The organism is Escherichia sp. KTE52, assembly GCF_000408325.1.
Lineage (GTDB): Bacteria > Pseudomonadota > Gammaproteobacteria > Enterobacterales > Enterobacteriaceae > Escherichia > Escherichia marmotae.
Window position 1 is genome coordinate 579929 of sequence record NZ_KE138676.1, and the last position, 24326, is coordinate 604254.

The following is a 24326-nucleotide window of genomic DNA, read 5'->3' on the forward strand; positions in this document are numbered from 1 at the left end:
TTGGATTATCAAAATTCCGAAAGAGAAAATATTTTCGTCACATTTGTTTGCAAAGGAAGGTAAATCTTTGCCAAATCAGAGGTCTCTCTGATATGTTTAACTCCCGTTTAACAACCAAGGAGTATAGGGCAGCAGCCCGCAGTATGGATCGTCACCGACGTCATTTCAGCATCAGGCCTTTCAGCGCCTGCCTTTCTGGCACTTTTTGCCGCACCTTTTGTTTGCATTTTGTTGTTACGCCTGCATTATTTCTGGCGCCGAATAGCTATTCCTTAAGCAGGAGCTTGTCATGGAATTCTTAATGGACCCCTCGATTTGGGTGGGGCTACTCACGCTTGTCGTTCTTGAAATCGTGCTGGGTATCGATAACCTGGTTTTCATCGCCATCCTTGCCGACAAACTGCCACCGAAACAACGTGATAAAGCTCGTTTGTTAGGACTGTCGCTGGCGCTGATCATGCGTCTGGGACTGCTGTCGCTGATTTCATGGATGGTCACGCTGACCAAACCGCTATTTACCGTGATGGATTTTTCCTTCTCTGGTCGCGACCTGATTATGTTGTTCGGGGGGATATTCTTGCTGTTTAAAGCGACAACGGAGCTGCATGAACGGCTGGAAAACCGCGATCATGATTCCGGTCACGGTAAAGGTTATGCCAGCTTCTGGGTGGTAGTAACGCAGATTGTCATTCTCGATGCCGTCTTCTCGCTGGATGCGGTGATTACCGCAGTTGGGATGGTCAACCACCTGCCGGTGATGATGGCGGCGGTGGTGATTGCGATGGCGGTCATGTTGCTGGCGTCGAAACCGTTGACGAGATTCGTTAACCAGCATCCTACAGTGGTGGTGCTCTGCCTGAGCTTCTTGTTAATGATTGGTCTGAGCCTGGTTGCTGAAGGGTTTGGCTTCCATATTCCGAAAGGTTACCTGTATGCCGCGATTGGCTTCTCGATCATCATCGAAGTGTTTAACCAAATTGCGCGCCGTAACTTTATTCGTCATCAGTCAGCTTTACCGCTGCGTGCGCGTACTGCCGATGCCATCCTGCGTTTGATGGGGGGTAAACGTCAGGCGAACGTTCAGCACGATGCCGATAACCCGATGCCGATCCCTGTGCCGGAAGGCGCGTTTGCGGAAGAAGAGCGATATATGATTAACGGCGTGCTGACACTGGCGTCTCGCTCTCTGCGTGGGATTATGACACCGCGCGGCGAAATTAGCTGGGTTGACGCTAATCTCGGTGTTGATGAAATCCGTGAGCAGTTGCTTTCTTCGCCACATAGTCTGTTCCCGGTATGTCGCGGTGAACTGGATGAAATCATCGGTATCGTGCGTGCTAAAGAACTGCTGGTGGCGCTGGAAGATGGCGTTGATGTCGCAGCAATTGCCTCGGCTTCTCCGGCGATTATCGTTCCGGAAACCCTCGATCCGATCAACCTGCTGGGCGTGCTGCGTCGTGCTCGCGGTAGTTTTGTTATCGTTACCAACGAGTTTGGTGTGGTGCAAGGCCTGGTCACGCCTCTGGATGTGCTGGAAGCCATTGCCGGTGAGTTCCCGGACGCTGATGAAACGCCGGAAATCATTACTGACGGCGACGGCTGGCTGGTAAAAGGCGGTACAGACTTACATGCCTTACAGCAGGCGCTTGATGTTGAGCACCTTGCCGATGACGATGATATCGCGACGGTGGCAGGTCTGGTGATTTCTGCAAATGGTCACATCCCGCGTGCTGGCGATGTGATTGACGTAGGGCCGTTACATATCACCATTGTTGAAGCTAACGATTATCGTGTTGATCTGGTTCGCATTGTTAAAGAGCAACTGGCGCACGACGAAGACGAATAATCATTAACGAAATGGCATGACGGGCGTGATATGCCCATTATGCCGGGCGGGCGGCGGTTGGCTGCCCGCCAGCCATTTTGGGAAATCACGCAGTGGCATCGGCTGCGCGTACAAATACCCTTGTAAAATATGCACCCCATGACGGCGTAAATACTTCGCCTGTTCTTGCGTTTCTACGCCCTCCGCCACCAGTTCAATATTCAGTCTTTGCCCCAATGCGATGATGATATCGGTTACCGTCGAGTTAACCGCATCGGAACCAATTGCAGCGGTGAAAGACTTATCGATTTTCAGCACATCAGGGCGTAACGTTTCCAGCCAGGAAAACGAACTGTTGCCGGTGCCGAAGTCATCAATCGCCAGTTTGACGTTTTTACGATGCAGTTCGCGGGCAATCCGATAATCGACATCCAGTAAGGCATCGCGCTCGGTGATTTCGAGGATGAGTTGCTGAATCGGGTTAGCACTAAACCAATATTGATTGAGATCCTTCAATAACACGCCGCGGCGAAAATGGCTGGGGGCGACGTTAATCCCAATGTGAAACTGGCTGCTCATTGGAAAAACGTGGATTTGGCGGATGGTTTCCATCATCACATAACGGGTAAGCGGCACTATCAGATGATGTTCTTCCGCGATAGGGATAAATACATCTGGTGAGATCCACCCCTGACGCGGGTTATTCCAGCGCAGCAATATTTCTACACCAACACATTGCTGGCTACGAGCGTTTAGTAAAGGTTGACAGAATAGCTCGAATTCATGTTGCGCGAGGCCAAGATTAATTTCGCGCGAAAAACTCATTCTATGGGCGGTTGCCAGCCATGCGATGTAACCCACCAGTAAACTCAACAGTACCGCCAGTGGAAACTGGCTGGGAAGATGATGCAACGCCAGCGCTGTCGCGCCAGGGCCGCTAACGCTGATGGTAAAAGGGAAGTTCTGCGATGAAACCTGGTAACGTTCATTGCCATTAAGTGGAGGTAAAGCGTCAACCAGACCGTCACCATAGAGTAAATGGCGATCAGCCACCGTCAGGCTGGCGTTTCTAATTTGCGGCAACTGCGGTTCCAGTAACATCGTCGTCAATAGGTCAATGTTGATCATCTCCAGAACGCCATCGCCAGTATGTGATTGAGAGGGATACCACTGGATCAGCACTGGACTACCTTTAATCAATACGCGATCGGTGGTAAGGCGCAAAAGAGCCTGTGGGGCGGGCAAATCGGCCTGAATATCATGAACCGGAACATTGCGATAGCCAAAGATACTGGAGCAGTAAAGTGTACCGTTTTGTACCAGACCAATAGAACGCACCGTTTGCAGTTTTGCGGCTTGTTTGCGTAGAGGCAAATGAGTGACTGAGCAAGGGAGGCCAATCAACGGAAGTAACATCTCGCGTCCCGCCTGAAGGGGTTGCAATATATTATCCAGCTCTTCAACCGCGTGATTGGCGAAAAGTATCACCCGCTGTTGATTTAAATTACGCTGTGAAATAAATCGCACGCTTAGTGTCGCCACAAGCGTAAAGAGTGCGCAAATTGTACAAACAATCATTCGATTACGGCGATAAGTTTTGATGATCCGTTGTGCTTTTTGCATGCGGGCCGCCCTGTAAGCGTATGGCAACAAACGCCTGACGCAACAGTGGAAGTGTAGTGGGGAAATTTACAGCAGACGAGAAAGCGGGGGAAATTCGCCCATCCGTTGCAGATGGGCGAAAGAAAAGTATTAGTCACACTGGACTTTTATTGCCAGACCACCGCGAGAGGTTTCACGGTACTTGGCGTTCATATCCTTACCGGTTTCGTACATTGTCTCGATGACTTTATCCAGCGAGACGCGCGGAGCACTGGTGCGGCGTAAAGCCATGCGTGCGGCGTTGATCGCCTTCACCGATGCAATAGCATTACGCTCAATGCATGGCACCTGAACCTGACCGGCCACCGGATCGCAGGTCAGACCGAGGTTGTGTTCCATCCCAATTTCCGCTGCCACACAAACCTGTTCCGGGCTACCGCCCAACAATTCAGCCAGGCCTGCGGCGGCCATTGAACAGGCTACGCCGACTTCGCCCTGACAACCCACTTCAGCACCGGAAATAGAAGCGTTCATTTTATACAACGCGCCAATTGCCCCAGCGGCCATAAAATAGCGGGTATAGATATCCGGGCTGACCGATTCAATAAAGTGGTCGTAATAGGCCAACACTGCCGGAACAATGCCGCACGCACCGTTGGTAGGCGCTGTCACCACGCGCCCACCTGCGGCGTTTTCTTCGTTCACTGCCAGCGCAAACATGTTCACCCAGTCGATAACATTCATCGGATCGTTAGACAGTTTATCGCTGGAAACCAGCATCCGGCGCAGGGCAGATGCACGGCGCGGAACACGCAGCGGCCCAGGCAATACGCCTTCGGTATTCATTCCGCGATCGATACACGCCTGCATGGTCTGCCAGACATGCGCGAAATAGTCATCGATCTCTTTCTTACTGTGCAGCGCCAGTTCGTTCTGCATTGCCAGGCCGGAAAGGGAATAGCCAGTTTCATTACAGTACGCCAGCAACTCGGTTGCAGATTTAAACGGATACGGCACACTGACTTCGTTGGTGGCATCGTGACCAAAATGTTCTTCATCGACGATAAAACCGCCGCCGATGGAATAATAAGTTTTGCTGTAAACAACTTTATCGCCATTATACGCGTGGATCTGCATCCCGTTTTCATGCAGCGGCAGGTTGCCGTTATGAAAACGCATCCCATTGTCACGGGGGAAATCCACTTCATGCCGTCCCTGCGCCAGCAGCAGACGTTCGCGCTCTTCTACGTCGCGAATAAAACCGGGAATACTGTCGATATCCACGGTGGCAGGTTCGTTACCTGCAAGACCCATAATAATGGCGATATCGGTATGATGGCCTTTACCCGTCAGCGATAGAGAACCGTAAACGTCCACGGCAACGCGGGTAACGCTATCCAGTAAGCCTTTTTCGACCAGATCATCGACGAACTGTTTACCCGCCTTCATAGGCCCTACAGTATGGGAAGATGAGGGACCAATCCCCACCTTAAACATGTCGAATAGACTAATCACGATAATACTCCTGACAAGGTGACTGGACTTCCAGTAACGAACTAATAACAGCGCATAGTGTAAGAGGGAACGCGGCGATCGGCTTAACTATTCACATGAATTAAACTAATCAAAAACCGCGATTTAACTAATATTGCGATGATTGTCTCAAGTAGTGTTTTGTAGATGTAAAGATAAGTATAGTCAGGGTTTCACACCAATTTGCAGCGCCAGCTCACGAATTATGCCTGCGGTCATTCCCCATACAAAATACTGTTCGTACCAGGAAAGCCATACCCGATGTGAATCGCCACGGCGGTAGATATCTAAAGGGTGATAGCGCCCCAGATGTAATGCCTGAGCGAGCGGCATTTCAAACACAGCGGAGACTTCATCTTCACTGGCGCGATAGGGTAAATCGGGCGGGATAATACCGACGACTGGGGTTACCTGGTAACCCGTTACGCTATCGACGGGCGGCAGCACGCCGATAACTTCAACGGCTGAAGGCGGTATAGCGACTTCTTCTTCGGCTTCGCGTAGCGCGGCGGCGATAACTGACGCGTCGGTGTCATCTACTGCGCCACCTGGAAACGCCACCTGTCCGGCGTGTTTACGCAGGTGAATTGAACGCTGAGTAAGTAACAAACCCGGTTGCGGTCGGCGCACGATGGGGATTAACACAGCAGCCTGACGATGATTTAAGGTTTCCCGGTTAATTTGCGGGCGCAAAAGTTGAAAGCGTGATAAAAAATCATCAAGCGTCAGGCTACGGTATTCCACGTCTTACTTCTCCAGTTGCTTCAGAATACGATTAACTTTATCAAAAGTTTCCTGATATTCCGCCTCTTCCTGGCTATCGGCGACAATACCGCCGCCCGCAGAGCAGTAAATTTGCCCGTTAACCGCGGTCAGGGTGCGGATAGTGATGCTGGTGTCCATATTGCCGCAAAAACTTAAATAGCCAATGCTGCCACACCAGGCGTTGCGTCGCTGAGGTTCCAGTTCGTCGATAATTTCCATTGCCCGTACTTTCGGTGCGCCGGTGATTGAGCCTCCGGGAAAAGCCGCGCGCAGCAGATCGCTGGCATGCAACTGCTCGGGAAGGCGTGCCGTTATGGTGCTGACCAGATGATGCACTGCAGGGAAGGGCTCCACCACGAACAGCTCCGGCACTTTTACCGAACCTGCGACGGCAACACGGCCAATATCATTACGCATTAAATCGACAATCATCAGGTTTTCGGCGCGATCTTTCGGTGAGTTCGCCAGTTTTTCTGCCTGTTTGCTATCTTCCTGAGGATCGGCCAGACGCGGCAGAGTGCCTTTAATCGGACGGGTCTGGATCTCACCATCAGCACAAAGAATAAAACGTTCTGGCGAGAGGCTTAAAATCGCACCTTGCTCCAGGCGCAGGAAGGCACTAAATGGTGCACGGTTGGCCTGGTTGAGTTTAACGAACGCCAGCCACTCATCACCAGAATAGGTAGCTTGAAAACGCTGGGCAAGATTCACCTGGTAACAATCGCCGCTGTGCAGATATTCCTGCACCTGGCGAAATTTCTCGCCATACTGTTCGCGGCTCATATTAGATTGCCAGGCAGAGGTTAGCGTGAAATCACCCTGCGGTGTAATTTGCTGGTTTTCCAGCCACGCCAGACGGGCATTGACATCATTATGACTCAGCAAAGAAACAACCCGGCGCTGGTTGTCGACAATCAACGCCCAGTCGTAGATACCTACCGCCATATCAGGAAGGTTGATATCTCTCAGCGCCAATTCCGGCAGGGACTCAAAACGGCGGCCCAGGTCATAGCCAAATAAACCCAGTGCGCCACCCTGAAATGGCAAATTACCATTATGCAACGGGTGAATGTTTGCATGCTCCAGCGCCTGTTGGAGTACCTTTAACGGGTCATCAGTGGTCGTTGTACGGGTTTCTCCTTCACACACCACGGTTTCATTACCGTGAGTTGTTAAGGTGCAAACGGGGTCTGCCACCACAATATCAAACCGACTATGCGGATGATCGGCATAGCCGGAGTGCAAAAGCATCGCCCACGGCAAGTGGCTCAAGCGGGAGAAATAAAATTCAGCGGCGTCCTGACGCCAGGGTAAAGTAATCACAGCGGGAGATAACGTCTTCATTAGTCCTGACTCTACTGGCTATGTGCCGGGTAGCATGAAATAATTAGCGCCAACAATTTAGCAGGAGTTAACAATGTTTGCAGGTTTACCTTCACTCACCCATGAACAGCAGCAAAAAGCCGTTGAGCGGATTCAGGAATTGATGGCACAGGGGATGAGCAGCGGTCAGGCAATCGCACTGGTAGCCGAAGAGTTACGCGCCAACCATTCCGGCGAACGGATTGTGGCGCGTTTTGAGGATGAAGACGAGTAATACACAATGATCCGTATCGATTTCGTCACGGATGACGTTCTGTATCTTGATACGGATAGCCTCATCGGCTGGGATTTTTCTGGCATGAATTTACATCGCGCTATTTTTGATGGCATGTGTCTGGATGGTGCTCGGTTTAATGATGCGCATCTGCGTAATATCAGTTTTATCACATCCTCCCTTATTGGGGCCGACCTCTCGTCTGCCGCCCTGATGTGTGCCTGGCTAAATCACGCCGATCTGACGAATTGTAATTTTTATCAGTCACGCCCCATTGCTGCTGATTTTAGACATTCACGACTTTGTGGGGCAGATTTTACCGCTGCCGATTTAAGAGGTGCTAATTTCGCTGGGACAGATCTTCAGAATGTTTGTTTCAACGGGGTGCATTATGACAAGCGAACCATTTGGCCTGCAGCGTTTGAACCAAAGAAACGCGGGGCTGTTTTGCTTGATTGAATTCAGCGGTTTTATTGATAACGAGAAAAAAGGACGCTTTTCTAAGATCAATGAAAGCGTCCGGATTGATTTTTAGTGCTGGAGTTTTGACTCACACAAGGGCTTTAAGTTCTTCCTGCATATAAGACGAGAAGTATTCAGGGTTTTTAATCACCACGCGTTCACCAGACTCCATTTTTTTTGCCCAGCCAACCATTTTTTCCGTGAATCCAGGATTCCAGCCTTCCTGTTCAGCTCGCGCAGTAATATCGGTGGCCGTCGCGGGTACACCCAGAGCATGCAAATATTTAAATATTCCCTTCGCCGTACTTTCATTCATAGAGCTGGGGGTTGGTGCTGATATATCCATAGCACTAATGAAATCCAGGGCTTTATCTATTACAGCAGGCATATTCTTGTCCTTAAATTAACCACGTTTTCGATAAGGCTATATATGACATTAAATTGTGCCTAATATCAAAAGGATTATGACAATATCTCATTCGTTAACCTGTTGACATTCAGGTATTTTAAAGGTAGCAGGTCATGGCGGGTTATCTAGTGATGTGCCGAAATTAACAGAGAATCGTAGTACCGTAGCCAGGTTGTTCAGGTAAGTAAGGGCAACAGCGGAAAACAGGTTAGGTTAATTGAGTGATTAACACGTGGTTTAGTTTTTATGATTAATATCGTTTCTTTATAAATAAACTTGAAATCAAAAAAATAAATAATAAAGCCCCCGACTGGGGCACCGTCCATCTAAAGTAAGAGCTTAAGCACTGGTCGATTTGTTCATGATCGACCAGTATTTTCGATAATTCTCTTCCGGAATTAAACCGCCGCAATAATCTTAATTTCAACTTTATACTGCGGATTCATCAGTCCCGCTTGCACCGTGCAGCGTACCGGAGCATGACCCGCGACAACCCAGGCATCCCACGCTTTATTCATTGCCGCAAAGTCGTTTTTATCGGCCAGGAAAATGGTGGCATCCAGAATGCTCGACTTATTGCTGCCCTGTTTTTCCAGCACCGCGTCAATTTGCGCCAGTGTATTTGCCGTTTGCTCAAAAGCATCGGCGTCGAGGTTTTCCGGTACGCCAGTGTAGTAGAGCGTGTTGTTGTGGATCACCACATCAGACCAGCGGGCTTCGGCGTCTATACGAACGATAGTCATCATTTTGTCCTCATTATCATTCCATTTTTGTGCTGCAAAGACTGCCACAATGTGAAGTCGCCGTCATCACTTCAACTGGCGAAAAATAGCCTGGCCTGACATAATCCCTGTTCAAATCAACAGGGGGTAGTGTGACGGACGATTTTGCACCAGACGGTCAGTTGGCGAAAGCGATACCAGGCTTTAAGCCGCGTGAACCACAGCGACAGATGGCGGTAGCCGTCACCGGGGCGATAGAAAAAAGCCAACCGCTGGTGGTGGAAGCGGGAACCGGTACGGGCAAAACCTACGCTTACCTTGCCCCTGCGCTGCGGGCGAAAAAGAAAGTCATTATCTCGACTGGCTCGAAAGCATTACAAGATCAACTCTACAGCCGTGATTTGCCGACGGTGTCAAAGGCGCTGAAATACACCGGCAATGTGGCATTGTTGAAAGGACGTTCAAACTACCTCTGCCTCGAACGTCTCGAACAGCAGGCGCTGGCGGGCGGCGATCTGCCGGTACAAATCTTAAGCGATGTGATCCTGCTACGCTCCTGGTCCAATCAAACCGTCGATGGTGATATCAGCACCTGCGTCAGCGTTGCGGAAGATTCTCAGGCATGGCCGCTGGTCACCAGCACTAACGATAACTGCCTCGGCAGCGACTGCCCGATGTATAAAGATTGCTTTGTGGTCAAAGCACGCAAAAAAGCGATGGACGCCGATGTAGTGGTGGTAAACCATCATTTGTTTCTGGCGGATATGGTGGTCAAAGAGAGCGGATTTGGCGAACTGATCCCGGAAGCGGACGTGATGATCTTCGACGAAGCCCATCAGTTGCCGGATATTGCCAGCCAGTACTTTGGTCAGTCACTTTCCAGCCGACAACTGCTCGACCTGGCAAAAGACATCACCATCGCCTATCGCACTGAATTAAAAGACACTCAACAGTTACAAAAGTGCGCCGACCGCCTTGCTCAGAGTGCGCAGGATTTTCGCCTGCAACTCGGTGAGCCGGGTTATCGTGGCAATCTGCGCGAATTGTTAGCCAATCCGCAAATTCAGCGGGCGTTTTTACTGCTCGATGACACGCTTGAACTCTGTTACGACGTGGCGAAATTGTCGCTGGGTCGTTCCGCGTTGCTGGATGCGGCATTTGAACGTGCCACGTTATATCGCACACGTCTGAAGCGGCTGAAAGAGATCAACCAACCGGGCTACAGTTACTGGTACGAATGCACCTCACGTCATTTCACTCTGGCGCTGACGCCGCTCAGCGTGGCGGATAAATTCAAAGAGTTAATGGCACAAAAACCCGGAAGCTGGATTTTTACCTCGGCAACGTTGTCAGTGAATGACGATCTGCATCATTTTACCTCCCGGCTTGGCATCGAACAGGCCGAGTCGTTGCTGTTACCCAGCCCATTTGATTACAGCCGCCAGGCGTTACTCTGTGTGCCGCGTAACCTGCCGCAAACTAATCAACCGGGTTCCGCACGGCAACTGGCAGCAATGTTGCGACCGCTCATCGAAGCCAACAATGGGCGCTGCTTTATGCTTTGCACCTCACACGCCATGATGCGCGATCTGGCCGAGCAGTTCCGTGCCACCATGACGCTTCCCGTTTTGTTGCAGGGTGAAACCAGTAAAGGGCAATTGTTGCAGCAGTTTGTCAGTGCCGGTAACGCGCTTCTTGTCGCAACCAGTAGTTTCTGGGAAGGGGTGGATGTGCGCGGCGATACGCTGTCACTGGTGATTATCGACAAGTTGCCGTTTACCTCGCCGGACGACCCACTACTAAAAGCGCGAATGGAAGATTGTCGTTTGCGCGGTGGCGACCCGTTCGATGAAGTGCAACTGCCAGATGCGGTCATTACTCTCAAACAGGGGGTAGGGCGACTGATTCGCGACGCCGACGATCGCGGTGTGCTGGTGATTTGCGACAATCGGCTGGTGATGCGCCCTTACGGCGCGACGTTCCTCGCCAGCCTGCCGCCTGCGCCGCGCACCCGTGATATAGCCCGTGCGGTTCGTTTCCTTGCGATACCTTCCTCCAGGTAATTTGTGATGGAGTATGGTATGATGCGCGCCTTTTTATTGATCTAAGCACGAAGACCCATGCGAATTCTGGCTATCGATACCGCGACAGAGGCCTGCTCTGTCGCCCTGTGGAATGACGGCACTGTCAACGCTCATTTTGAGCTTTGCCCACGTGAACATACTCAACGAATCTTACCGATGGTGCAGGATATCCTGACCACCAGCGGAACCTCCCTGACTAACATAAACGCATTAGCTTACGGGCGTGGTCCCGGTAGCTTCACCGGTGTGCGTATCGGTATTGGTATTGCACAAGGGCTGGCGCTTGGCGCGGAGCTGCCGATGATTGGCGTCTCCACGCTAATGACCATGGCGCAAGGGACATGGCGCAAAAATGGCGCGACCCGCGTGCTGGCGGCCATTGACGCGCGAATGGGCGAAGTTTACTGGGCCGAATATCAGCGTGATGAAAATGGTATCTGGCACGGTGAAGAAACCGAAGCTGTACTCAAACCAGAACTCGTTCATGAGCGGATGCAGCAGCTTTCCGGTGAATGGGTGACGGTGGGGACAGGCTGGCAAGCCTGGCCGGATCTCGGTAAAGAGAGCGGGCTGCTTTTGCGCGATGGCGAAGTGTTACTGCCCGCCGCAGAAGATATGCTGCCGATTGCCTGCCAGCTCTTTGCTGAAGGCAAAACGGTGGCAGTGGAACATGCCGAGCCGGTTTATTTGCGTAACAACGTCGCGTGGAAGAAACTTCCGGGCAAAGAATGAATCTTAAGAGTATGCCCTGAGAAAAAAAGGAGTCGCATCATGGCGGTTCAAAAGAATGTTATCAAAGGCATACTGGCAGGTACGTTTGCGCTAATGTTGAGCGGTTGTGTCACTGTGCCGGATGCCATTAAAGGCAGCAGTCCCACGCCGCAACAAGATTTAGTTCGGGTGATGAGCGCGCCGCAATTGTATGTTGGTCAGGAAGCGCGCTTTGGCGGCAAAGTGGTCGCGGTACAAAACCAGCAGGGGAAAACCCGTCTGGAAATTGCCACCGTACCGCTCGATAGCGGAGCCAGGCCGACGTTGGGGGAACCTTCTCGCGGGCGCATTTATGCCGATGTGAACGGTTTTCTTGATCCAGTTGATTTCCGCGGACAACTGGTGACGGTTGTCGGGCCAATCACCGGTACGGTTGACGGTAAAATCGGCAATACACCCTATAAATTTATGGTTATGCAGGTAACGGGCTATAAGCGTTGGCATTTAACCCAGCAGGTGATTATGCCGCCGCAGCCGATTGATCCGTGGTTTTATGGTGGCCGTGGCTGGCCCTATGGCTACGGCGGATGGGGCTGGTATAATCCCGGCCCTGCAAGAGTACAAACAGTTGTAACTGAATAATTGCTTGTTTTTAAAGAAAAAGAAACAGCGGCTGGTCCGCTGTTTCTGCATTCTTAGAGTAAAGATAAAAATAAATAGTGACGCGCTTCGCAACCTTTTCGTTGGGGAATTATCAAGCTGGTATGATGAGTTAATATTATGTTAATAACATGTATATCACTTGGGGTTGCGATGACGACGAACACGCATTTTAGAGGTGAAGAATTGAAGAAGGTTTGGCTTAACCGTTATCCCGCGGATGTTCCGACGGAGATCAACCCTGACCGTTATCAATCTCTGGTAGATATGTTTGAGCAATCGGTCGCGCGCTATGCCGACAAGCCCGCGTTTGTGAATATGGGGGAGGTGATGACCTTCCGCAAACTGGAAGAGCGCAGTCGTGCGTTCGCCGCGTATTTACAACAAGGGCTGGGGCTGAAGAAGGGCGATCGCGTTGCGCTGATGATGCCTAACTTATTGCAATATCCGGTGGCGCTGTTCGGCATTTTGCGCGCCGGGATGATCGTCGTAAACGTCAATCCGTTATATACCCCGCGCGAGCTTGAGCATCAGCTCAACGACAGCGGCGCATCTGCGATTGTCATCGTGTCCAACTTTGCCCATACCCTGGAAAAAGTGGTTGATAAAACCGCTGTCCAGCACGTGATTCTGACACGTATGGGCGATCAGCTTTCTACGGCGAAAGGGACGCTGGTTAACTTCGTTGTTAAATACATCAAGCGTCTGGTGCCGAAATATCATCTGCCAGATGCCATTTCATTTCGTAGCGCTCTGCATAATGGTTACCGGATGCAGTATGTAAAACCTGAACTGGTGCCGGAAGATTTAGCCTTCCTGCAATACACCGGCGGCACCACTGGCGTAGCGAAAGGCGCAATGCTGACTCACCGCAACATGCTGGCAAATCTGGAACAGGTTAACGCGACCTACGGGCCGCTGTTGTATCCGGGTAAAGAGCTGGTGGTGACGGCATTGCCGCTGTATCACATTTTCGCATTGACCATTAACTGCCTGCTGTTTATCGAACTGGGCGGGCAGAATCTGCTTATTACTAACCCACGTGATATTCCGGGGCTGGTGAAAGAGCTGGCGAAATATCCGTTTACCGCGATCACCGGCGTTAACACGTTGTTCAACGCGTTGCTGAACAATAAAGAATTCCAGCAACTGGATTTCTCCAGTCTGCATCTTTCCGCTGGTGGTGGGATGCCTGTTCAGCAAGTGGTGGCAGAACGCTGGGTGAAACTGACCGGACAATATCTGCTGGAAGGTTATGGCCTGACCGAGTGTGCACCGCTGGTCAGCGTTAACCCGTATGATATTGATTATCATAGCGGTAGCATTGGTTTGCCGGTGCCGTCGACCGAAGCCAAGTTGGTTGATGACGACGATAACGAAGTACCGCCGGGTCAACCGGGTGAGCTTTGTGTCAAAGGGCCGCAGGTGATGCTGGGCTACTGGCAGCGTCCGGATGCTACCGATGAAATCATCAAAAATGGCTGGTTACACACCGGCGACATCGCGGTGATGGATGAAGAAGGATTCCTGCGCATTGTCGATCGTAAAAAAGACATGATTCTGGTTTCTGGCTTTAACGTCTACCCCAATGAGATTGAAGATGTGGTCATGCAGCACCCAGGTGTACAGGAAGTGGCGGCTGTTGGCGTACCTTCCGGTTCCAGCGGTGAAGCGGTGAAAATCTTCGTGGTGAAAAAAGACTCGTCACTCACGGAAGAATCACTGGTGACTTTTTGCCGCCGTCAGCTCACAGGCTATAAAGTACCGAAGCTGGTGGAGTTTCGTGATGAGTTACCGAAATCTAACGTCGGAAAAATTTTGCGACGAGAATTACGTGACGAAGCGCGCGGCAAAGTGGACAATAAAGCCTGAGCGTTAAGTCAGTCGTCAGACGCCGGTTAATCCGGCGTTTTTTTTGACGCCCACTAAAGAGAATACAATTTGAATTACCAAATGATTACCACGGACGATGCGCTGGCTTCTTTGTGTGAAGCCGTCCGTGCCTTTCCGGCGATAGCCCTGGATACTGAATTTGTACGTACGCGCACCTATTACCCGCAACTTGGGTTGATTCAACTTTTTGATGGCGAACATCTGGCGCTAATCGATCCACTCGGGATCACCGACTGGTCACCGCTGAAAGCGATCCTGCGCGATCCTTCCATCACCAAATTTCTCCATGCGGGCAGTGAAGATCTGGAAGTGTTCCTCAATGTCTTTGGTGAGTTACCACAACCTCTGATTGACACGCAAATCCTCGCCGCATTCTGTGGACGCCCGATGTCATGGGGCTTTGCCTCTATGGTGGAAGAGTATTCCGGCGTTACGCTCGACAAGAGCGAATCGCGCACCGACTGGCTGGCCAGACCGCTAACCGAGCGTCAATGCGAATACGCGGCGGCGGACGTCTGGTATCTGTTACCGATCGCCGCAAAGCTGATGGTTGAAACGGAAGCCTCTGGTTGGCTACCTGCGGCACTGGATGAATGCCGCCTGATGCAAACGCGTCGTCAGGAGATCGTTGCGCCAGAAGACGCATGGCGTGATATCACCAATGCCTGGCAATTACGCACGCGCCAACTCGCCTGTCTGCAACTGCTAGCCGACTGGCGGCTGCGTAAGGCTCGGGAGCGCGATCTGGCGGTGAACTTTGTCGTGCGTGAAGAACATTTGTGGTCGGTAGCGCGTTATATGCCGGGCAGTCTGGGCGAGCTGGATAGCCTGGGCTTATCCGGTAGCGAAATCCGCTTCCACGGTAAGACGTTGCTGGCGCTGGTAGAGAAAGCGCAGGCATTGCCAGAAGAGGCCTTGCCGCAGCCGATGCTTAACCTGATGGATATGCCCGGTTATCGCAAAGCGTTTAAAGCGATTAAGTCGCTGATTACTGACGTGAGTGAAACGCACAAGATCAGCGTCGAATTGCTGGCATCGCGTCGGCAAATCAACCAACTGCTGAACTGGCACTGGAAATTAAAACCACAGAATAATTTGCCAGAGCTGATTTCCGGCTGGCGTGGTGCGCTGATGGCGGAAGCATTACACAATTTATTGCAGGAATATCCGCAATAAAACGTGCGTAAGCCGGACAAGGTGCGTTATGCGCTGCATCCGGCTTCGGATAAACTACAAATCCAACACCAGTCGGTTCAAATAAACTGGTTTGACCTTAACGCAAAATAATTTTGCAAATAGCGTCAGTAAATTGTGGCGTGGTGGCATTGCCTTTCATATCCGGTGTTTTTGGCCCGTGAGTAATCACTTCTTCAATCGCTGCCAGGTTTGGTGTCTGGCAATTGTGCAATAAAGAAGGGCAGCATACGATTAAAGTTACCGGGCCGATGTTGTCTAACCATGGGGAAATTGTGCATCAGTGGTGCCTCGATGGCCAGGGGATTGCGCTGCGCTCCTGGTGGGATGTCAGTGAAAATATTGCCAGTGGTCATTTAGCGCAAGTGCTACCGGAATATTACCAGCCAGCGAATGTCTGGGTGGTATATGTATCAAGGCTGGCGATGTCAGCGAAGGTGCGGATAACGGTAGAGTTTTTACGCCAGTATTTTTCCCAACACTATCCGAATTTTTCACTGGACCAGGCATGAATAACAATTCAATTGTCCAGTTATTGTCAGGTTAAACCCTGATTTTCTCCTTTCTAAGCCGTTGCGGATTGGTTAGCATATTCACCTTTAATCGCGCATGATCCAAAGAGAATTAAAGAGGTTAATGTGTTCGCAGAATATGGGGTTCTGAATTACTGGACCTATCTGGTTGGTGCCATTTTTATCGTGTTGGTGCCTGGGCCGAATACCCTGTTTGTGCTTAAAAATAGCGTCAGCAGTGGAGTGAAAGGCGGTTATCTTGCGGCCTGCGGTGTATTTATCGGTGACGCGGTATTGATGTTTCTGGCGTGGGCTGGTGTCGCAACCTTAATTAAGACCACACCGATATTATTCAATATCGTACGTTATCTTGGCGCGTTTTATTTGCTCTATCTGGGGGGTAAAATTCTTTACGCCACCCTGAAAGGTAAAAATAACGAGGCTAAATCAGATGAGCCACAATATGGTGCCATCTTCAAGCGCGCATTAATTTTGAGTCTGACCAATCCGAAAGCCATTTTGTTCTATGTGTCGTTTTTCGTACAGTTTATTGATGTCAATGCGCCACATACTGGGATTTCATTCTTTATTTTGGCGACAACACTGGAATTGGTAAGCTTCTGTTATTTGAGCTTCCTGATTATTTCAGGTGCATTTGTCACGCAATACATTCGCACCAAGAAGAAACTAGCCAAAGTGGGCAACTCGCTGATTGGTCTGATGTTTGTTGGTTTTGCCGCACGACTGGCGACGCTGCAGTCTTAATGCTTTCAGCCCGCGATGCTGCGGGCTTCCCTCCTGAAATGCATCTGTATTCACCGTTTGATGATGCTAAAAAGTAACCAATAAATGGTATTTAAAATGCAAATTATCAGGCGTACTCTGAAACGGCTGAAATAAATGGTTTTCAGCATATTTACTGAAGGAGGGAAAAGGATGCTGCAAATCCCACAGAACTACATTCATACGCGCTCAACACCTTTCTGGAATAAACAAACTGCGCCTGCCGGAATATTCGAACGTCATCTTGATAAAGGAACGCGTCCGGGTGTTTATCCACGCCTGTCCGTTATGCATGGGGCGGTCAAATATCTCGGCTACGCCGATGAACACAGCGCAGAACCTGATCAGGTGATCCTCATCGAAGCAGGTCAATTCGCGGTGTTCCCGCCAGAAAAGTGGCACAATATTGAAGCCATGACTGACGATACTTATTTCAACATTGACTTCTTCGTTGCTCCTGAAGTCCTGATGGAAGGTGCAAAACAACGGAAAGTCATTCATAGCGGGAAATGAATCATGGGCAAAGCAACGTATACCGTAACCGTCACCAATAACAGTAATGGTGTTTCTGTCGATTACGAAACAGAGACGCCGATGACCTTGCTGGTGCCAGAAGTGGCGGCTGAAGTAATAAAAGATCTTGTCAATACCGTGCGTTCATATGACACGGAAAACGAACATGATGTTTGTGGTTGGTAATAATTGCTAATGTCAGATGGCGCTAATTCAGCGCCATCGCAAAAAAAATCCTCTGTGACACACATCACAATTCTTGCTTCTCTTATGTTGTGCTATGCTTTTTATCAGCGACTAACCCGCTAATGCAAAACAGATAAGTGAGGAAACAATGGGCATTCTGTCATGGATTATTTTTGGACTTATTGCCGGTATTCTGGCGAAGTGGATCATGCCTGGTAAAGATGGTGGTGGATTCTTTATGACCATCCTGCTGGGAATTATCGGTGCCGTAGTTGGTGGATGGATCAGTACACTGTTTGGTTTTGGCAAAGTCGATGGCTTTAACTTTGGTAGTTTTGTTGTTGCCGTGATTGGTGCGCTTGTCGTGTTGTTTATCTACAGAAAAGTCAAAAGTTAATGCTGAAAAACACAAAGGCTGCCGACAGGCAGCCTTTGCTATTTTTACCGACGTAGTGTTACCACCATCCCAGCTCGGTGCCAAGAACGACAATAATCGCCACGCCCATCATGATAATCGTTGTTTTTTTCATCTTCATGCCCCTGGGGCCGCATAGCCGCCAATAAAAAACCACGCTAAAAATACGACTGCCGTAATAAAGATTACGACGGGAAAGATAATACCGATTCGCATGTTACCACCAAAGAAAAGGATGTGAATATGCCTCAGGAATGCCTGTCTGAATGCGCGATAAAAGGTGTTTTCTCTTTGTGTTTTTTCTCCTGATACATCGCGATATCGGCAGCGTGCAGGGCACTGTCTGCGTCGGTTGTTTCAGGATCCACTTCAACTATGCCAAGACTGGCACCAGGATAAAACAGCTCAATATCGCCCAAGTGATATTCTCCACGTATTTGCTGTTGAATACGCTCACGCAGTGACGGGATATCCGCGTTTTCATTAACCAGAGATACGACTAAAAATTCATCGCCGCCGAGACGACCAATAATCTCGCCATTTTGATGCAGCTTATTGAGGCGCTCACCAACCTGAATAAGAAACAGATCGCCGCTATTGTGGCCAAAACGGTCATTGATTAGTTTGAAGTTATCCAGGTCGATAAAGGCAATCATGGCTTTACGCTTCAGATGCCGGGCAAGAGAAAACAGCGTCTTCAGGTTATCAAAAATCGCCCGCCGATTAGGTAGCCCAGTTAAAGAGTCAGTATACGACTGCGCAATCAAAGCGGCATTGGCTTCACGTAATTGCTCAACCAGCGCCTCTTTTTGAATATATTGTGCAATCAGCCCGGCGAATAACTGTAAAACCTGCTCTGCGCGCTCACTCCACGGACGCTTCTCGCTGCTGGCGGCGCAAAGCGTGCCATAGAATGAACCATCCGGTAAGTGAACCGGCGTGCTCAGGAATGTCGTGATGCCGAGATTGCGGGCTGCGATGCAGTCACCCCAACGATCGGGAACTTCATCGCTGAAAAAACAGTTTTCATCAATGGCGCGTTTGCACAACGAGTAATCCCACGAGACAGTAAAATTCTCCGGAATGTGCATTTTCTGGCTATTACGGGCGAACAGAATATGTTGCAGGCGCGCGTCAATATCCACTTTTGTCAGATAAGTCGACTCCATGTCGGTGACCATTTCCAGCATCTCCAGAAGCTGCCGAACCAGACTTTCGAGAGAATGTTCTGAGGCGAGTGACTGCGAAACGCGGGCAATGATCTGATCTGACACGAAAGAACTCCAGGATGCTGCGGGTAAAATGCTGATTATTTAATCTTTACAGGCATGATAAAACATCATCAACGAAGATGAAACTAGCTGTAATATATTTTAAGTGAATGTAAAAGAAATAGTGCTGCAAAACAAAACGATACCGCGATATTCTAAGGCGTAGATAAATGTGCGGGATCAATATATGAAAATTCACAGTTTTGCTCTGCCTTGCCTGCTAATTCTGGCAGGGTGTTCAACTACTTCTCAGCCGGATGCGCCAAAACCGCCGCAGGTTGGCATGGCGAATCCGGCTTCGGTCTACTGTCAGCAGAAAGGCGGTACGCTCATTCCGGTGCAGACACCGCAAGGGGTCAGTAACAATTGCAAATTGCCGGGTGGTGAAACGATTGATGAATGGGCGTTATGGCGGCGGGATCATCCGGCTGGTGAAAAATAACAGCCGGATGCCATGCTAAAATCACAAGCTGCGTAGCCAGTCGGCCAGGACCAGTGCATGGTTTTGCGTGGTATTTTTTGCCGAGTAGAGCAGGGTCAGCGGCTGTTTTTGAGCGATTTCCGCCAGCCGTTTCCCTTCCGGCTCGTGTTGCGCCAGTTCAGCAAGATATTGTTCGCGAAAGGTTTTAAAATCGACCACTTCTCCGTGAAAGGCTTTGCGCAACTCTGTTGATGGTGTGATCTCTTTATCCCACTCATCAAATGCTAAATCAGTTTTTTTGATACCACGCGGCCAGAGGCGGTCGACCAGTACGCGATAACCATCGCTCTGTTCAGCCGGATCATAAACGCGTTTACACTGAATATTCATCGTGTTTGTTCTCCCTTTCACGCATGATTTACCACGTCACTATAGCACTTTGTGGCTGTTGGTTTTTTGTTGTGCCAGTTCTGAGTTCGAAAACAGTCTACTGTTTCCCGATGATCAGAGAGACCAGTCCCGCGGCAATAAGCGGGCCGACCGGTACACCGCGAAACAGTGCCACACCTAAAATTGTGCCTACCAGCAGCCCGGCGACCAGTTGCGGCTGGCTGCCCATTAACGTCACGCCGCGTCCTCCAAGCCAGGAGACAATCACTCCCACGGCAATCGCTACCAGCGATTTCCAGTTCAGAAACGAGTGAATCAGTGTCGAGGGGGGCAGTGTTCCGCTGGCAATAGGGGCCATTACGCCAATGGTCAGAATGATTATCCCGATACTCAGTCCCTGTTTTTCGATCCACGGAAAAAAGGTGCTTAACGGTGTGACGCGGACAATGATCAACACCAGAATTGAAACGGCGACAGTGGTGTTGTGGCTGATAAAGCCCAGCGCAGCTAAGCCGAGCAGGATCAGCAAAGTGACATCAAACATCGTGGTTTCCTTGCCAAAAAATAATAACCCCGCCTACTTTACGCCTGCTGCTGAAAGGAAGCAGAAAAAATTACGTGTTATGCATAAAAAATCAGGCAATTTGTCATCAAATTGCCACTTGTACACGCTAACAATAACGTGAAAACAGGTATCTTCTGGGGGAAAACCATGAACGATCAAATGCTCGTTGAGACACTGATTATCACGTCATCGTTTTTTGCCATTGCAGTTGTGTTAGTACTGTCCGTTCTGCTTATTGAACGGACCAGCTAGTTACGCAGTACGGCGGAATTTGACCAGTTCTGGTTGCGCAATGCGCAAGTAATCTGTGGTGTTCAGAATTACAGATTTATCCAGCATGCCTGCGTTGAAGGCAATCTCATCGAATCGCTCAAAGAGTAGTGGGTCGGCAACCAGTTTGAGTTTTGGGTGGAAGCTGAAGGGGGGGATAGCGCCAAAGACACAGCCTGTCAGTTCATCGACTTCCGCCGGGCTGGCCAGCGAAGCGCGTAGCCCACCGATGTGACTGGCGAGTTTACTAAGATCAGCCTGTTGATCGGCTGCGAGGATCGCCAGAACATGCTGATTTACGCCATTACCTTTGACTTTACACACCAGTGCTTTAGCTCCCTGACCCAAAGCGGTGCCACGAATTTCTGACACCGCTTCGCATTTACCTACCGCTTCGTGGGTAACGATGCGGTAGTTAGCACCTTCTTGTGATAATAAAGCGATTAACCGCTGATGCGTCACGCTTCCTTTAGTCATTTCAGTCATTTCACGCTCCTGGAATTATAACCAAATAACCACAGAAGATTATCATGAACGGCTGTTTTTGTTCTGCTTATTGACATATAAACGTTCATCAGAAGCTTTATACGCATCATGTAACGTATCGTTTTCTTTCATCGCGTAAATACCGGAAGAGAAGCCGATCTCTTTCTTCGGCGCGATATGTTGCAGGCGTTTTTCGATACGTTCAGGCAGTTGCGCGGCAATTTGCGGCGTCGAATCGACCAGAATGATGCAAAATTCATCGCCACCGAGACGGATGGCATAATCGCTTTTACGAATCGACTGCTTAATCGCCTGGGCTAATAATGTAATCGCTAAATCGCCCTCCTGATGACCAAGGGTGTCATTAATTTGCTTTAACTTGTCCATGTCAATTGCAATAAACATGACAGAAGAACCGGATTGCACCAGTTTCTGCAAACGCTGCTCCAGTTCAGGCGTTAATATTTTGCGATTATACAGTCCGGTCATCGCATCACTGATATTTTCGCGCGTCACGTTCTGGTACAAGCGGAAGTGCATCCGGACCATATTCAGCAAAATTAACGCTGTCAAAATCCAGAACAGAACGCTTTTCCACGAAGACGTGATAAAGTAAAGAATATCAATGGATAACGAAACGCGAATACCGCCAGGTAAGTCGTGGACGTAACTGACATACTGAAACAGGTTATCTTCGCTCTGGTTGATAATAATGTCCCGTCCCGAATCTGTATCGGTTAGCGTGACATTAAGAAAACGCCAGAGGAGAGGGCGATCATGAGTGTAAAAGATATTTCGTAGATTATTCTTATTAATATCCAGCAGTACAATACCTTTTAACTGCCTTGCAACATAAACTGGTGTCAGCAAACTCATCACGTTCTGTTTAGTACGCTGATCCTGGTAAATGCTCGATAACACAGTACGTCCGGTAAACACTTTTTCAATATCTTTACGATCAATGCCAATGCTTCCTGATTGCAGGAAGGACCAGTTATTCATCGCGAAGTACTCAACATTGACTGGCTCATAAAAATAGACATAGCGGTCATTGAGATCGAGATAATAGTGAAATTTCTCTTCGGCCATGCCAAGACCGGAACCATAATCATCCTGATGGCGGTTGCCTTCAACTGCCTGATCAAATGCCGGTAATAGCGCCGCAGCTTCCACAATCGTGTCGCAGTCAGTGGATGCAGTCTGCAATGTTCCGTGTAAACCCGCGTAAGTATGGGCTGTCAGGTTTAAGCCATGGGTATTGTTGGCAGATTCAAAAGCTTCACAGATGGCACGTCGCTGTTCTGGCGACACCTCAGACTGTTTCGCAGCAAGCGCGCGCATCACATGTGCGGCGATACTCTGATTTTGATACTTGTCGTAGAGAAAGGAGGAATCTGCTTTCTGGACGATATAGCGCAAATAAGCACTCATTGCCCTGTCGCTGGCGACAAGTTCAAAAATAAGGAAGGAAGATGTCAGCACAATGACACTTGCGGCGATAAAATGCCGGAGCATTCTATGGTGCAATTTCATGATAAATGGCACTCCTTCGGTTAGTGAAACGAGAAAACCAGATAAAGTTCGATTGCGGCCTGGTACAGGGGCGCTAATTATACTCATCTCTGCGCCGCTGGGGAGGGGAAATTTAGGGGTATTGATAATAAATTGTATGCCAAAGCCACGCAAAACGCATGGCTGTGAATAATTTTGCACTCAAATATAATGAATAATCACTTTGTTGCCACCATCATTTTTCGCTTCTCGTAACGCTTTATCAGCTTCCGTCATGACAAGCGAGATATTACGCGTGTCGCCAGTGGAAAAAACACAGCCAATGCTGATGGTCATTTGTTCAGGGACATTATATCTATTACTAAAACCGGTCAGTAGTTCGACATTTTTACGCACCCGATCGGCGATAATTTTTGCCTGGGCAGCATTCAATTCGGTAAATAGTAAACCGAACTCTTCACCTTCCAGACGCGCGAAGATGTCATCGGGGCGGATACTTTGCTGGATAATATCGACAATTGAAACCAGAACTTTATCGCCCACATGATGACCCCACTGAGCATTTATGCGTTTGAACTGGTTAATATCTACCAGCATGATACAAAAATCCTTCACAACAGGGCGAGAGAGTAATGACTCTACACTGTTGAAAAAGTGACGGCGGTTATAAATATTGGTCAGTACATCATAAACCGCCAGTTTACTGGCAAGTTGTAGTTCCTGAAAAATGTTATAAATCAGGAAAGAAACCACAAACAGTTTACTGGAAACCTCAATACCGCGGCTGATATACCAGATGGTGTAATTATATTCATCCAGAGTCAGTAGCAACAAGTTACAACAGAGTGAGGCCAGACATAATAACGCGATTGACGGCCAAAGTTCGCTCGCTAAACCTGTCCGTGTGATAATAAAAAATAGTAAACATGCCCACAGACAAACCAGAATCTTGGTGTAGTTAATACCCCAACTCGCAGTATTATTATTCGGGCAGTAATCTACGACATATAAGGCATAGTCAGGATTATAACTGCTCAGGTTGTGCGCCAGTAATGGAAACAACATAAAAGGTATTAGTGCCAGCAACAGGATGCATGTTTTTTTCTTGTTGTTTGTCAGAATGCTGTTTCGGTCATAACAGAAAAGAGCCAGCGATGCTAAGCTAATAAAACTTAGTTGGCGAAAAAGATAGAAAATGGAAACGTCATTCGATTTCGTCTGGATCAGCGTACTATCGCTGATAGGCTTGTGAATAATAACGATCGTTTCAGTTAAATAGACAAGGCCACTTAAAAAAGCAAGACTTAAAATTAGGGTTGGGAAAATATCTCGATTAGTAAAATACTTCATTAACATGAAAAGGAAAATGACGGCGTTAAGGAAAAATAAAGCCACAACGACCATCAGGTAGTTCATCTGAGGGATGAGCTTTATATTAGCGTTTTCATTATATAAGGTGGTAATGCAAAATAAAATTAATGTCAATAGTAAGCTGAAAATAAAAAAGCTGTGTGCTTTTAATTTTTGTGTACCCATGGGAACCAT

The 24326-nt window shown here is 49.1% G+C and carries 29 protein-coding genes and 2 pseudogenes; 16 read left to right on the forward strand and 15 right to left on the reverse strand.

Annotated features, from left to right (window positions below; all coding sequences use genetic code 11):
- Positions 1-143: 143 nt before the first annotated feature.
- A complete protein-coding gene (locus tag A1SC_RS26005; protein WP_269471531.1) occupies positions 144-302 on the forward strand; it encodes a protein YoaL in 159 nt (52 codons plus the stop codon).
- Positions 290-1846 carry a CNNM family cation transport protein YoaE gene (gene yoaE / locus A1SC_RS18305; protein WP_000395006.1) on the forward strand — a complete coding sequence of 519 codons (1557 nt, stop codon included), beginning with the start codon at positions 290-292 and terminating at the stop codon, positions 1844-1846. The genes A1SC_RS26005 and yoaE overlap by 13 nt, the downstream gene beginning before the upstream one ends.
- 3 nt (positions 1847-1849) lie before the next feature.
- Here the strand turns inward: yoaE and A1SC_RS18300 are convergent, their stop codons facing one another.
- From A1SC_RS18300 to pabB, 4 genes are all read right to left on the reverse strand, one after another.
- Positions 1850-3448 carry an EAL domain-containing protein gene (locus tag A1SC_RS18300; RefSeq protein WP_001516271.1) on the reverse strand — a complete coding sequence of 533 codons (1599 nt, stop codon included), beginning with the start codon at positions 3446-3448 and terminating at the stop codon, positions 1850-1852.
- A 129-nt stretch (positions 3449-3577) separates the two neighbouring features.
- Positions 3578-4942 (reverse strand): L-serine ammonia-lyase, encoded by a 1365-nt coding sequence (gene sdaA, locus A1SC_RS18295; protein WP_000624308.1) that lies wholly within the window; start codon positions 4940-4942, stop codon positions 3578-3580.
- A 183-nt stretch (positions 4943-5125) separates the two neighbouring features.
- Positions 5126-5704 carry a CoA pyrophosphatase gene (locus A1SC_RS18290; protein WP_000456725.1) on the reverse strand — a complete coding sequence of 193 codons (579 nt, stop codon included), beginning with the start codon at positions 5702-5704 and terminating at the stop codon, positions 5126-5128.
- A gap of 3 nt (positions 5705-5707) precedes the next feature.
- Positions 5708-7069: an aminodeoxychorismate synthase component 1 gene (gene pabB, locus A1SC_RS18285; protein ID WP_016261954.1), complete on the reverse strand. Its 1362-nt coding sequence runs from the start codon at positions 7067-7069 to the stop codon at positions 5708-5710.
- A 73-nt stretch (positions 7070-7142) separates the two neighbouring features.
- On the opposite strand from pabB, the gene A1SC_RS18280 reads away from it, so the two are divergent.
- Both A1SC_RS18280 and A1SC_RS18275 read left to right on the forward strand, forming a co-directional pair.
- Positions 7143-7322, forward strand: a complete 180-nt coding sequence (locus A1SC_RS18280; RefSeq protein WP_000457334.1) for a YoaH family protein — start codon at positions 7143-7145, stop codon at positions 7320-7322.
- A gap of 6 nt (positions 7323-7328) precedes the next feature.
- On the forward strand, positions 7329-7781 hold the full coding sequence (locus A1SC_RS18275; protein WP_000618094.1) for a pentapeptide repeat-containing protein: 453 nt from the start codon (positions 7329-7331) through the stop codon (positions 7779-7781).
- Positions 7782-7872: 91 nt separating this feature from the next.
- Here A1SC_RS18275 and A1SC_RS18270 read toward each other — a convergent pair whose 3' ends face one another.
- Both A1SC_RS18270 and A1SC_RS18265 read right to left on the reverse strand, forming a co-directional pair.
- Positions 7873-8172: a DUF1889 family protein gene (locus A1SC_RS18270; RefSeq protein ID WP_001112001.1), complete on the reverse strand. Its 300-nt coding sequence runs from the start codon at positions 8170-8172 to the stop codon at positions 7873-7875.
- A 419-nt stretch (positions 8173-8591) separates the two neighbouring features.
- Complete coding sequence (locus tag A1SC_RS18265) at positions 8592-8936, reverse strand: RidA family protein (protein WP_010376144.1); 345 nt, start codon at positions 8934-8936, stop codon at positions 8592-8594.
- Positions 8937-9067: 131 nt separating this feature from the next.
- On the opposite strand from A1SC_RS18265, the gene A1SC_RS18260 reads away from it, so the two are divergent.
- The 5 genes from A1SC_RS18260 to rnd all read left to right on the forward strand — a co-directional run bounded on the left by A1SC_RS18260 (position 9068) and on the right by rnd (position 15439).
- The gene (locus tag A1SC_RS18260; RefSeq protein ID WP_000128825.1) at positions 9068-10978 is read left to right on the forward strand and encodes a DNA repair helicase YoaA; all 1911 of its coding nucleotides are present in this window, start codon (positions 9068-9070) and stop codon (positions 10976-10978) included.
- A gap of 57 nt (positions 10979-11035) precedes the next feature.
- Entirely contained in the window at positions 11036-11731 is a 696-nt protein-coding gene (gene tsaB / locus A1SC_RS18255) for a tRNA (adenosine(37)-N6)-threonylcarbamoyltransferase complex dimerization subunit type 1 TsaB (protein ID WP_016261955.1), read from the forward strand.
- 39 nt (positions 11732-11770) lie between these two features.
- Entirely contained in the window at positions 11771-12352 is a 582-nt protein-coding gene (gene yeaY / locus A1SC_RS18250) for a Slp family lipoprotein YeaY (protein ID WP_000290579.1), read from the forward strand.
- Between the two features lie 204 nt (positions 12353-12556).
- Positions 12557-14242: a long-chain-fatty-acid--CoA ligase FadD gene (gene fadD / locus A1SC_RS18245; RefSeq protein ID WP_010376141.1), complete on the forward strand. Its 1686-nt coding sequence runs from the start codon at positions 12557-12559 to the stop codon at positions 14240-14242.
- Positions 14243-14323: 81 nt separating this feature from the next.
- Positions 14324-15439, forward strand: coding sequence for a ribonuclease D (gene rnd / locus A1SC_RS18240; protein WP_001516274.1), 1116 nt, complete (start codon positions 14324-14326; stop codon positions 15437-15439).
- Between the two features lie 97 nt (positions 15440-15536).
- Here rnd and A1SC_RS25720 read toward each other — a convergent pair.
- Positions 15537-15647 (reverse strand): annotated as a pseudogene (locus tag A1SC_RS25720) (tartrate dehydrogenase); the annotation flags it as partial.
- 1 nt (position 15648) lies between these two features.
- Between A1SC_RS25720 and A1SC_RS0121250 the strand changes: the two are divergent.
- The 5 genes and pseudogenes from A1SC_RS0121250 to A1SC_RS18220 form a co-directional block, all read left to right on the forward strand.
- Positions 15649-15969 (forward strand): annotated as a pseudogene (locus tag A1SC_RS0121250) (LysR substrate-binding domain-containing protein); the annotation flags it as partial.
- A gap of 126 nt (positions 15970-16095) precedes the next feature.
- Positions 16096-16734, forward strand: coding sequence for a leucine efflux protein LeuE (gene leuE / locus A1SC_RS18235; protein ID WP_000457213.1), 639 nt, complete (start codon positions 16096-16098; stop codon positions 16732-16734).
- Between the two features lie 171 nt (positions 16735-16905).
- A complete protein-coding gene (gene yeaR / locus A1SC_RS18230; RefSeq protein WP_000939314.1) occupies positions 16906-17265 on the forward strand; it encodes a DUF1971 domain-containing protein YeaR in 360 nt (119 codons plus the stop codon).
- A gap of 3 nt (positions 17266-17268) precedes the next feature.
- Positions 17269-17451, forward strand: coding sequence for a DUF1869 domain-containing protein (locus A1SC_RS18225; RefSeq protein ID WP_000513737.1), 183 nt, complete (start codon positions 17269-17271; stop codon positions 17449-17451).
- A gap of 148 nt (positions 17452-17599) precedes the next feature.
- Positions 17600-17848, forward strand: coding sequence for a GlsB/YeaQ/YmgE family stress response membrane protein (locus tag A1SC_RS18220; protein ID WP_000512152.1), 249 nt, complete (start codon positions 17600-17602; stop codon positions 17846-17848).
- Between the two features lie 58 nt (positions 17849-17906).
- Here A1SC_RS18220 and yoaJ read toward each other — a convergent pair whose 3' ends face one another.
- From yoaJ to A1SC_RS18215, 3 genes are read right to left on the reverse strand one after another with little or no spacing between them, the layout of a single operon-like run.
- Entirely contained in the window at positions 17907-17981 is a 75-nt protein-coding gene (gene yoaJ, locus A1SC_RS24415) for a protein YoaJ (RefSeq protein WP_001386836.1), read from the reverse strand.
- A 2-nt stretch (positions 17982-17983) separates the two neighbouring features.
- Complete coding sequence (locus A1SC_RS0121255; RefSeq protein ID WP_001219350.1) at positions 17984-18082, reverse strand: YoaK family small membrane protein; 99 nt, start codon at positions 18080-18082, stop codon at positions 17984-17986.
- A 32-nt stretch (positions 18083-18114) separates the two neighbouring features.
- A complete protein-coding gene (locus tag A1SC_RS18215; protein WP_001516275.1) occupies positions 18115-19140 on the reverse strand; it encodes a sensor domain-containing diguanylate cyclase in 1026 nt (341 codons plus the stop codon).
- A gap of 184 nt (positions 19141-19324) precedes the next feature.
- Here A1SC_RS18215 and A1SC_RS18210 point away from each other — a divergent pair, with 184 nt between their 5' ends.
- Positions 19325-19579, forward strand: coding sequence for a putative hemolysin (locus A1SC_RS18210; RefSeq protein ID WP_016261956.1), 255 nt, complete (start codon positions 19325-19327; stop codon positions 19577-19579).
- Between the two features lie 21 nt (positions 19580-19600).
- On the opposite strand, the gene A1SC_RS18205 is transcribed toward A1SC_RS18210, so the two are convergent.
- The gene (locus tag A1SC_RS18205; RefSeq protein WP_010376127.1) at positions 19601-19948 is read right to left on the reverse strand and encodes a DUF488 domain-containing protein; all 348 of its coding nucleotides are present in this window, start codon (positions 19946-19948) and stop codon (positions 19601-19603) included.
- A 97-nt stretch (positions 19949-20045) separates the two neighbouring features.
- Positions 20046-20492, reverse strand: coding sequence for a DUF441 domain-containing protein (locus A1SC_RS18200; RefSeq protein WP_001516278.1), 447 nt, complete (start codon positions 20490-20492; stop codon positions 20046-20048).
- Between the two features lie 168 nt (positions 20493-20660).
- Between A1SC_RS18200 and yoaI the strand changes: the two genes are divergently transcribed.
- On the forward strand, positions 20661-20765 hold the full coding sequence (gene yoaI / locus A1SC_RS22705; RefSeq protein ID WP_050558860.1) for a small membrane protein YoaI: 105 nt from the start codon (positions 20661-20663) through the stop codon (positions 20763-20765).
- Here the strand turns inward: yoaI and yeaK are convergent, their stop codons facing one another.
- From yeaK to A1SC_RS18185, 3 genes are all read right to left on the reverse strand, one after another.
- Positions 20766-21269 (reverse strand): mischarged aminoacyl-tRNA deacylase, encoded by a 504-nt coding sequence (gene yeaK, locus A1SC_RS18195; protein ID WP_016248639.1) that lies wholly within the window; start codon positions 21267-21269, stop codon positions 20766-20768.
- A 42-nt stretch (positions 21270-21311) separates the two neighbouring features.
- Complete coding sequence (dgcJ, locus tag A1SC_RS18190) at positions 21312-22802, reverse strand: diguanylate cyclase DgcJ (RefSeq protein WP_001516279.1); 1491 nt, start codon at positions 22800-22802, stop codon at positions 21312-21314.
- A 180-nt stretch (positions 22803-22982) separates the two neighbouring features.
- A complete protein-coding gene (locus tag A1SC_RS18185; protein WP_001516280.1) occupies positions 22983-24326 on the reverse strand; it encodes a sensor domain-containing diguanylate cyclase in 1344 nt (447 codons plus the stop codon).